The sequence below is a fragment of the Tsukamurella strandjordii genome (assembly GCF_039525985.1).
GTDB lineage: Bacteria > Actinomycetota > Actinomycetes > Mycobacteriales > Mycobacteriaceae > Tsukamurella > Tsukamurella strandjordii.
Map to the genome: position 1 here is coordinate 142,304 of NZ_BAAAII010000004.1, position 8,659 is coordinate 150,962.

The window sequence follows — 8,659 nt, forward strand, 5'->3', positions numbered from 1 at the left end:
CTACCGCGGTCGATCGAACTCTGCGACCACGGCCGTCTGGCCGCGCCGCACGGCGTGCTGGCGGGGCGTGACACCGTCGAAGTCGCCGAGGGCGGGGTTCGCGCCGGCGTCCAGGGTCAGGCGCACCGTCTGGACGTGTTCCGGGCCGCCGTCGCCGAGGATTACGGCCTCCAGCAGGCAGGTCCAGCCGGAGCCGTTCACGTGATCGGCATCGACCCCGGCGGCCAGGAGCAGCTTCACGTTCTCCACGTGCCCGTGTTCGCACGCGGGGATCAGGGCGGTTCCGCGGTACCGGTTGAGGCTGCGCACGTCCGCCCCGTGGCGCAGCGTGGAGGCGAGGATCTCCGTCATCCCCTCCGCGCCCGCGTACAGGTACGCCGAATCCTGGATGTCGTCCTTGGCGTTCGGATCGGCGCCGGCATCGAGCAGGGCGAGCGCGATCGGGGTGTTTCCGGCTTTGGTCGCCGCGACCAGCGGGGTGCGGCCCGCGGCCCCGCGGCGTTCGAGCTCCGCGCCGGCGGCGATCGCGGCGCGGGCCCCGACCTCGTCGTTCGACGCGATCGCGGACGTCAGCGCCCTGGTGGCTTCGGGGTTCGGGGCCGGGCGGACCGTCGACGACGGTGCGCCGCTCGACGGTGCGCTGACCGATGCCGGCCCGGGTGGCAACCTCTCCACCGAGCAGCCCGCGAGCACGAGCGCGAGGCCCGCGGCCACGAGGCGCCTCACGCCGTGATGCCTGCGGCGCGTGCGTGCAGGGCGCGCACCTCCTGCGTGAGTGCGGGTTCCGGACCCGACACCGGGATCCCGGGCGCCACCTCGCCGATCGCGAGCGCCGCGACCGGTGCGGGGGCCACGCCCCACTCGGCGTGCCAGGCCAGGAGCTGCTCGGTGCTCGCGGCGTAGACGATGCGATCGAGCCCCACCCAGGCGTGCGCGGCGCTGCACATGGCGCAGTGCTCGCCCGAGGTGTACACCGTGGCGGTGGCGCGTTCCGCTGCGGAGAGGTGGTCGGCGGCCCACCGCGCGATCTCGAACTCGGGGTGCCGCGTGGCATCGCCGCCGGACACCCGGTTGCGGTCCTCGAACCGGACCACGCCCGCGGCGTCGACGAGCAGCGAACCGAAGGGCTGATCGTCGGCGTCGAGTGCCTCGCGGGCGAGTTCGACGCAGCGGCGCAGGTGCGGCAGATCGGCCGCGGTGGGGGCGGTGATGCTCATGGATCCGACCGTAGCGGGGTTGACCCTCCCGGTAGGGGGAGACTCCATACTCTGTCTGTGAACGCAACCGGACTCATGTCGATCGGCATGTTCTCGCGCGCCACGCTGCTGTCGGTCAAGCAGTTGCGGCGCTATCACGAGCAGGGCGTGCTGGTGCCCGCGGCGGTCGACCCGGAGAGCGGTTACCGGCTCTACGACGCCGCACAGGTGCACGATGCCGCGGTGCTCACCCGGCTGCGCGACCTGGACCTGCCGCTGGCAGCGGTCGCGCGGGTGCTCGACGCCCGCGATCCGGAGGTGACCCGTGCGATCCTCGCCGAACACGAGGCCACCCTGCGGGAGCGCCGGGCCGATCTCGAACGCGCCATCGTCGCCCTGCAGGACGTGACGGCGCCGATCGCCCACACTCCCACGCACCTGCGGGAATTCGAGGCGGTCGACGTCCTGGAGATCCATGCGACCGTGGAGCACGCGGGGCTTCCACAGTTCCTCGACGCCGCCTACTCCGAGCTCGAATCGTGCGCCGCGGCCGCGGGTCTCACGGTGACGGGGCCGTCGATGGCGGAGTACCCGGCGCAGGTCGCCGAGATCGAGGAGGTCTCGGCCCTGCTGCCGGTGTCCGGCCCCGGCGCGGTGACCGGGCGGGTGCGCAACCGGCGACTGGGCCGCGCGCTGTGCGCCGTTGCCGTGCACCACGGCTCGTACGAGAAGTTCGACGAGACCTACGGGCAGCTCGGTTCCTGGGTGGCTCGTAATGCGACCGATGCGGGCGCCGCCATCATCGAGCGCTACCTCGTGGACCCCTGTGCGGCCGCGACCCCCGCGGACCTGCGCACCGAGATCTGGTGGCCCGTCCTGGCCGCCGCACCGAAGGAGAACTGAGATGGCACTGACACTGCAGATGATCAACCTGGACTGCGCGAACGTGGCCGGCCAGGCCGAGTTCTGGTCGCGAGCGCTCGACGTCCCCGTGGACGACAATGACGGCAATGCCTTCATGCGCACCATCGGCTACGCGAACGCCGCACTGCCGCGGATGATGTTCCTCGCCGTCCCGGAGGGCAAGACGGTGAAGAACCGCATGCACCTCGACCTGCACGCCGACGACCGGGTGGCCGAGGTCGATCGCCTGGTGGCACTGGGCGCGAAGCACGTTCGCGATCACAACGAGTGGGGCGTGACGTGGACCGTGCTCACCGACCCCGAGGGCAACGAGTTCTGCATCGCCCAGGGCTGATCGGGCTTCACGCCGCCTGATCGGCGAACTGGGTGCGGTAGAGCTCGGCGTACCGTCCGCCCTGGGCCAGCAGACTCTCGTGCGTGCCCCGTTCGACGACCCGGCCCGCCTCGAGCACCAGGATCAGGTCGGCCGCGCGGATCGTGGACAGCCGGTGCGCGATCACCAGCGAGGTGCGATCGGCCAGGGCCTCGCCCAGCGCCGCCTGCACCGCCGCCTCCGACGTCGAATCCAGGTGCGCGGTGGCCTCGTCCAGGATCACCACCGAGGGCTGCGCGAGCAGCAGGCGGGCGATCGTGAGCCGCTGGCGTTCGCCGCCGGAGAGCCGGTAGCCGCGCTCGCCGACCACCGTGTCGAGTCCGTCGGGCAGATGCGCGATCAGCTCCGTCAGGCGGGCCCGGCGCAGCGCATCGGCGATCTCGGCGTCGGTGGCCTCCGGGTTGGCGAGCACCAGGTTCGAGCGGATGCTGTCGTGGAAGAGGTGCCCGTCCTGGGTCACCAGGCCGACCGCGGAATGCAGTGACTGCGCGGTGATATCGCGAAGATCGGTGCCGTTCAGGGTGATCGACCCGGCGTCGGGGTCGTAGAGCCGGGTGGCGAGCTGCGCGATCGTCGATTTGCCCGCGCCCGAGCTGCCGACCAGCGCCACCATGGAACCCGGTGCGGCGGTGAAGGAGACGTCGTGCAGCACCGTCTCGCCGCCCCGGGTGTCGAGCTGGGCCACCTCCTCCAAGGAGGCCAGCGAGACCTTCTCGGCCGACGGGTACGCGAAGCTCACGCCGTCGAACCGCAGCTGCATGGGGGCCTTGTCGATCGTCACGGCGTCGGGTGCGTCCCGGACCATGGGCACCAGATCGAGCACCTCGAAGACCCGCTCGAAGGAGACCAGTGCCGTCATCACCTCGACCCGGGCGTTCGCGAGCGCGGTGAGCGGCGCGTACAGCCGGGTGAGCAGCAGCGCCAGGGCCACCACCGCGCCGGCCTGCAGTTCCCCGCGCAGCGCGTAGAAGCCGCCCAGTCCGTACACCAGGGCCAGGGCCAGCGAGCTCACCAGCGTGAGCATGGTGACGAACAGCATCCGCGCCATCGCCGTGCTCACCCCGATGTCGCGCACCGCGGCCGCGCGCGCGGCGAACTCCTGCGATTCCTGTTCGGGCCGGCCGTACAGCTTGACGAGTGTGGCGCCCGGGGCCGAGAAGCGTTCCGTCATCTGGTCGCTCATGCTGGCGTTGTGCCGCGCGGCACGGCGCGACATCCCTGCGATCTTCCGCCCCATCGGCCGCGAGGGCAGGATGAAGACCGGCAGCAGGACCAGAGCGAGCAGGGTGATCTGCCAGGAGATGCTGAGCATGACGCCGAGGGTGAGCAGCAGCGTGACCACGTTGGTGACCACGCCGGCGAGGGTGTCGGAGAAGGCGCGCTGTGCGCCGAGCACGTCGTTGTTGAGCCGGGACACCAGTGCGCCGGTTCGGGTGCGCGTGAAGAAGGCCACCGGCATCGTCTGCACGTGATCGAAGACCGCGGTGCGCAGCTGGTAGATCAGACCCTCGCCGATCCGGGACGAGAACCAGCGCGACAGCAGGTCGATGCCGGCGCCGACGATCGCGATCACGGCGATGAGCACCGCGAGTTCCACCACCACGCTGACGGGGCCGCCGCCGACGATCCGGTCCACGACCCGGCCGGCCAGCAGGGGAGTGGCCACCGCGAGCAGCGCGGAGATCACCGACAGCGCGAGGAAGGCGGTGAGCCGCCACCGGTGGGGCCGGGCGAACGGTCCCATCCGGCGCAGGGTCTCGATCGGGCGGCGCGACGGTGCGTCCAGCGCGCGCGTCCCGCGGTACAGGGTGTCCCAGGCGACCGATTCCATGCTCATGCATACAAGGCTAGGACCTCAAGTTACGTTGATGTCTAGATCGTTCGCCGACAGCGGAACAGGGACGGCCGTTCCGTGCCGTGAAATCGCAACCGCTAGGCGAAACACAACCCTCAATGGTAACTTGAGCCCCAATAGTCTCAATAATCACGCCTGTCCGGGTGCGATCGCGCGCGACCCACCGGCTCGTCGCCCCTGGTGACGGCGCCGACCTCAGACCGAAGGAGACCCGATGCCCGTCTGGATCGATGGCGGACCTCGTCGTTCTCGACGATTGCGCGCTGCTCGCGCCGCCATCGTCACCGTGGTGCCCGCCCTGGTGATCGGCGGCGCCCTCACCGGCTTCGGCCCCGCCGCCGAGCCGACCCTCGTGGACGACACCTCGCCGGGCAACGCCGTGGCCCCGGGGAGCGCGGGCGGACACGGCCGTGGCATGAGCCAGCTCGGCGCCTTCGGGTACGCGAAACAGGGCTGGACCGTGCAGCAGATCCTGGACCGCTACTACCCGGGCACCACGATCGGCGCCGTGCACACAGGCCTGCCGATCACCGTGCGGCTGACCGACCAGAACCGCCTCGATGTGGTCGCGCCCGCCGGCGGCCTCATCGCCGGCAAATCGCTCGCCCCCGGCCAGGCCGTGAGCATCTCCGGGACGACCGCGACGGTGCGCGCCGGGTGCGGAGGCCAGGTGCTCGGCACGCTCGAGGTGCCGGACGGCACCGTCAACCCGCCCTCGCCGAATCAGTCGCTCCCCGCCGACCAGGTGCTGCGCTTCTGCGGTAGCAACGCCGGGTACCGCGGCAGCCTCGTGGCCCGGGACGGCAAGGTGCTCAACATCGTCGGCATCGAGGACTACGTGCGCAGCGTGGTGCCCGTCGAGAGCTCGCCGGGATGGGCCGACCAGGGCGGCGGTGCGGCGCTCCAGGCGCAGGCGATCGCGGCGCGGTCGTACGCCCTGGTCCGCGGCGCCGAACGCGGTGACACCTTCGACGACACCCAGGCCTCGCAGGTCTACGGCGGCCTCGACCGGGAGGACCCGCGCACCGACGCCGCCGTGGCCAGCACCACCGGGTGGGTGATGTCCCAGAACGGACGCGTCTACGAGACCGAGTACGGCGCGTCCCGCATCGACGACCCGGCCGGCGCCTCGACCCCGTAATCCCGACCCCGTCATCCCGATGCCGTAGGCGCCGCACACGTCCCGGGTGCGATGTCGGCCGGGGACAGTAGGGTGAATCCCATGGCGAAGTTGCAGCTCGGGTACAAGGCATCGGCGGAGCAGTTCGGGCCCCGCGAGTTGGTGGAGATCGCGGTCGCGGCGGAGGCCGCGGGCATGGACTCGGTGGCCGTGAGCGACCACTTCCAGCCCTGGCGCGTGAACGGCGGCCACGCCCCGTTCTCGCTGGCCTGGATGGCGGCCGTGGGCGAGCGCACCGAGCGGGTGAAGATCGGCACCTCGGTCATGACGCCCACGTTCCGCTACAACCCCGCGGTGGTCGCGCAGGCCTTCGCGAGCATGGCCTGCATGTACCCCGACCGGATCTTCCTGGGCGTGGGCAGCGGCGAGGCGCTCAACGAGTACGCCACCGGCTTCCAGGGCGAGTGGCCCGAGTTCAAGGAGCGGTTCGCCCGCCTGCGCGAATCCGTGCGGCTCATGCGCGAGCTGTGGTCGGGCGAGATCACCAACTTCGACGGCGACTACTACCACACCAAGGACGCCGTCCTGTTCGACATTCCGGAGCGTCCCGTGCCCGTCTACATCGCCGCGGGCGGGCCCGTGGTGGCGAAGTACGCCGGCCGCGCGGGCGACGGCATGATCTGCACCTCGGGCAAGGGCATGGACCTGTACACCGAGAAGCTGATCCCCGCCGCCAAGGAGGGCGCCGAGCTGGGCGGCCGCGATTTCGACGCGCTGGACAAGATGATCGAGATCAAGATCAGCTACGACCCGGATCCCGAACTCGCACTGGAGAACACCCGGTTCTGGGCGCCCCTGTCGCTGACCGCGGAGCAGAAGCACAGCGTGAACAGCTCCGCCGAGATGGAGCGCCTGGCCGATGAGCTGCCGATCGAGCAGGTGGCCAAGCGGTGGATCGTCTCCTCCGATCCCGACGAGGCGGTGGCCGCGGTGAAGCAGTACGTGGACGCCGGCCTGAACCACCTCGTCTTCCACGCCCCCGGCCACGACCAGCGCCGCTTCCTGGACAACTTCCAGCGCGATCTGGCCCCCCGGCTGCGCGCGCTGGGCTGACCGGGCTGCGATAGTAAAGCCATGTCCGCGAGCGCTGACCGATCCCCGACGACGACCAGCATCTACATCGCCTCCCCCGAGGGGGACACCGGGAAGTCGACCATCGCGCTGGGCGCGATGAACCTGCTGACCTCCACGGGCTGGACCATCGGCGTCTTCCGTCCGATCCCCCGCACCTGGGGGGAGCAGCGCGATTACATCCTGGAGCTGCTCATCGAGCAGGCCACGGCCGATCTCGACTACGACGAGTGCGTGGGTGTCTCGTACGACCAGGTGCACGAGGATCCGGACGCGGCGATCGCCGAGATCGTCAGCCGCTATCACGCGGTGGCCGACAAGTGCGATTTCGTGCTGATCCTGGGCTCGGACTACACCGACGTCACCTCGCCCACCGAGTTGTCCTTCAACGCGCGGATCGCAGCCAACCTCGGTGCGTCCATCCTGCTCGCGGTGAAGGCGCTGGACCGGACCCCCGAGCAGGTGGTCTCGGTGGCCGAGCAGTCGATGGCCGAGATCAAGGCGAACCACGCCCACACCTCGTCGGTGATCGCGAACCGGTGCGATCCCGGCCAGCTCGACGCGGTGTGCGACGCCCTCAAGGCCGCGACGGGGCTGCCCGTGTGGGTGCTGCCGGAGGAGCCGGTGCTCACCGCGCCCACCGTCGGCGAACTCATGGAGGCGATGGACGGCAAGCTGCTCTGGGGCGATCCGGAGCTGCTCTCGCGTGAGGCGATGGACGTGCTGGTGGCCGGGATGACGGCCGAGCACAGCCTGGAACGGGTCACCGAGGGCGTCGCGGTGATCGCACCGGGCGACCGCTCCGAGGTGCTGCTGGCGATGGTGAACGCGCACCGCGCCAACGGTTTCCCGTCGCTGGCCGGCATCATCCTCAACGGCGGCTATGCGCCGCATCCGATGACGGCGGCCCTCGTCGACGGCCTCAAGCCGACTCTGCCCATCGTCTCGGTGCCGCACGGCACCTACGAGACCGCGCGGATCGCGGCCAAGACCCGAGGGCGGGTGGGGCCCGGTTCCGCCCGCAAGGTGGACCTGGCGGTCGCGCTCACCGAGCGGTACGTGGTCTCCGAGGACCTGATGGATGCGCTCCAGGTCTCCAACCCCGGCGTGGTCACCCCGCAGATGTTCGAGTACCACCTGATCGCCCGGGCCCGTGCGGACCGCAAGCGGATCGTGCTGCCCGAGGGTGACGACGACCGGATCCTGCGCGCCGCCGGCCGCCTGCTGCAGCGCGAGGTGGCCGATCTGACGATCCTCGGCCAGGAGTCCCGCGTGCGGGCCCGCGCCGCGGAACTGGGCGTGGACCTCGGCGATACCGACGTGATCGACCCGAAGCGCGCCACCGACCTCATCGCCAAGTTCTCCCAGACCTACTACGAGCTGCGCAAGCACAAGGGCATGACGCTGGAGCGGGCCGCCGAGACCGTGGTGGACGTGAGCTACTTCGGCACCATGATGGTGTACCTCGGCATGGCCGACGGCATGGTCTCCGGTGCCGCGCACACCACCGCGCACACCATCCGGCCGTCCTTCGAGATCATCAAGACCAAGCCCGGTGTCTCCACGGTGTCGTCGATCTTCCTGATGTGCCTGGCCGATAAGGTGCTGGCCTACGGCGACTGCGCCGTGGTGCCCGATCCCACCGAGACCCAGCTCGCCGACATCGCGATCTCCTCGGCGCAGACGGCCTCGCAGTTCGGGATCGACCCGCGGGTGGCGATGCTCTCGTACTCGACGGGCGAGTCCGGTACCGGCGCCGACGTCGACAAGGTGCGGGCCGCCACCGGCCTGGTCCGCGAGCGCGCCCCGGAACTGTTGGTGGAGGGCCCGATCCAGTACGACGCCGCGGTCGACCCCGGCGTCGCGGCGTCGAAGATGCCCGACTCCCCGGTCGCGGGCAAGGCCACCGTGCTGGTCTTCCCCGATCTCAACACGGGCAACAACACCTACAAGGCGGTGCAGCGCTCGGCGGGCGCCGTCGCGATCGGCCCCGTGCTGCAGGGGCTCAACGCCCCGATCAACGATCTCTCGCGCGGTGCCCTGGTGGAGGACATCGTGAA

Annotated in this window: 8 protein-coding genes; 5 read left to right on the forward strand and 3 right to left on the reverse strand. The window is 70.6% G+C overall.

Annotated features, from left to right (window positions below; all coding sequences use genetic code 11):
• A complete protein-coding gene (locus ABD108_RS06630; RefSeq protein WP_343929841.1) occupies positions 1–726 on the reverse strand; it encodes an ankyrin repeat domain-containing protein in 726 nt (241 codons plus the stop codon).
• Positions 723–1,217 (reverse strand): nucleoside deaminase, encoded by a 495-nt coding sequence (locus ABD108_RS06635; RefSeq protein ID WP_305111287.1) that lies wholly within the window; start codon positions 1,215–1,217, stop codon positions 723–725. The genes ABD108_RS06630 and ABD108_RS06635 overlap by 4 nt, the downstream gene beginning before the upstream one ends.
• A gap of 57 nt (positions 1,218–1,274) precedes the next feature.
• Here ABD108_RS06635 and ABD108_RS06640 point away from each other — a divergent pair, with 57 nt between their 5' ends.
• Positions 1,275–2,099 carry a MerR family transcriptional regulator gene (locus tag ABD108_RS06640; protein WP_343929842.1) on the forward strand — a complete coding sequence of 275 codons (825 nt, stop codon included), beginning with the start codon at positions 1,275–1,277 and terminating at the stop codon, positions 2,097–2,099.
• Between the two features lies 1 nt (position 2,100).
• Entirely contained in the window at positions 2,101–2,454 is a 354-nt protein-coding gene (locus ABD108_RS06645; protein ID WP_305111285.1) for a VOC family protein, read from the forward strand.
• Positions 2,455–2,461: 7 nt separating this feature from the next.
• On the opposite strand, the gene ABD108_RS06650 is transcribed toward ABD108_RS06645, so the two are convergent.
• Positions 2,462–4,330 carry an ABC transporter ATP-binding protein gene (locus ABD108_RS06650; RefSeq protein WP_343929843.1) on the reverse strand — a complete coding sequence of 623 codons (1,869 nt, stop codon included), beginning with the start codon at positions 4,328–4,330 and terminating at the stop codon, positions 2,462–2,464.
• Positions 4,331–4,562: 232 nt separating this feature from the next.
• Between ABD108_RS06650 and ABD108_RS06655 the strand changes: the two genes are divergently transcribed.
• The 3 genes from ABD108_RS06655 to pta all read left to right on the forward strand — a co-directional run.
• Positions 4,563–5,489 carry a SpoIID/LytB domain-containing protein gene (locus tag ABD108_RS06655; RefSeq protein WP_220657641.1) on the forward strand — a complete coding sequence of 309 codons (927 nt, stop codon included), beginning with the start codon at positions 4,563–4,565 and terminating at the stop codon, positions 5,487–5,489.
• Between the two features lie 81 nt (positions 5,490–5,570).
• Entirely contained in the window at positions 5,571–6,581 is a 1,011-nt protein-coding gene (gene fgd / locus ABD108_RS06660) for a glucose-6-phosphate dehydrogenase (coenzyme-F420) (protein WP_220657642.1), read from the forward strand.
• Between the two features lie 21 nt (positions 6,582–6,602).
• The coding region (gene pta, locus ABD108_RS06665; protein ID WP_343929844.1) for a phosphate acetyltransferase at positions 6,603–8,659 on the forward strand (2,057 nt) is incomplete at its 3' end.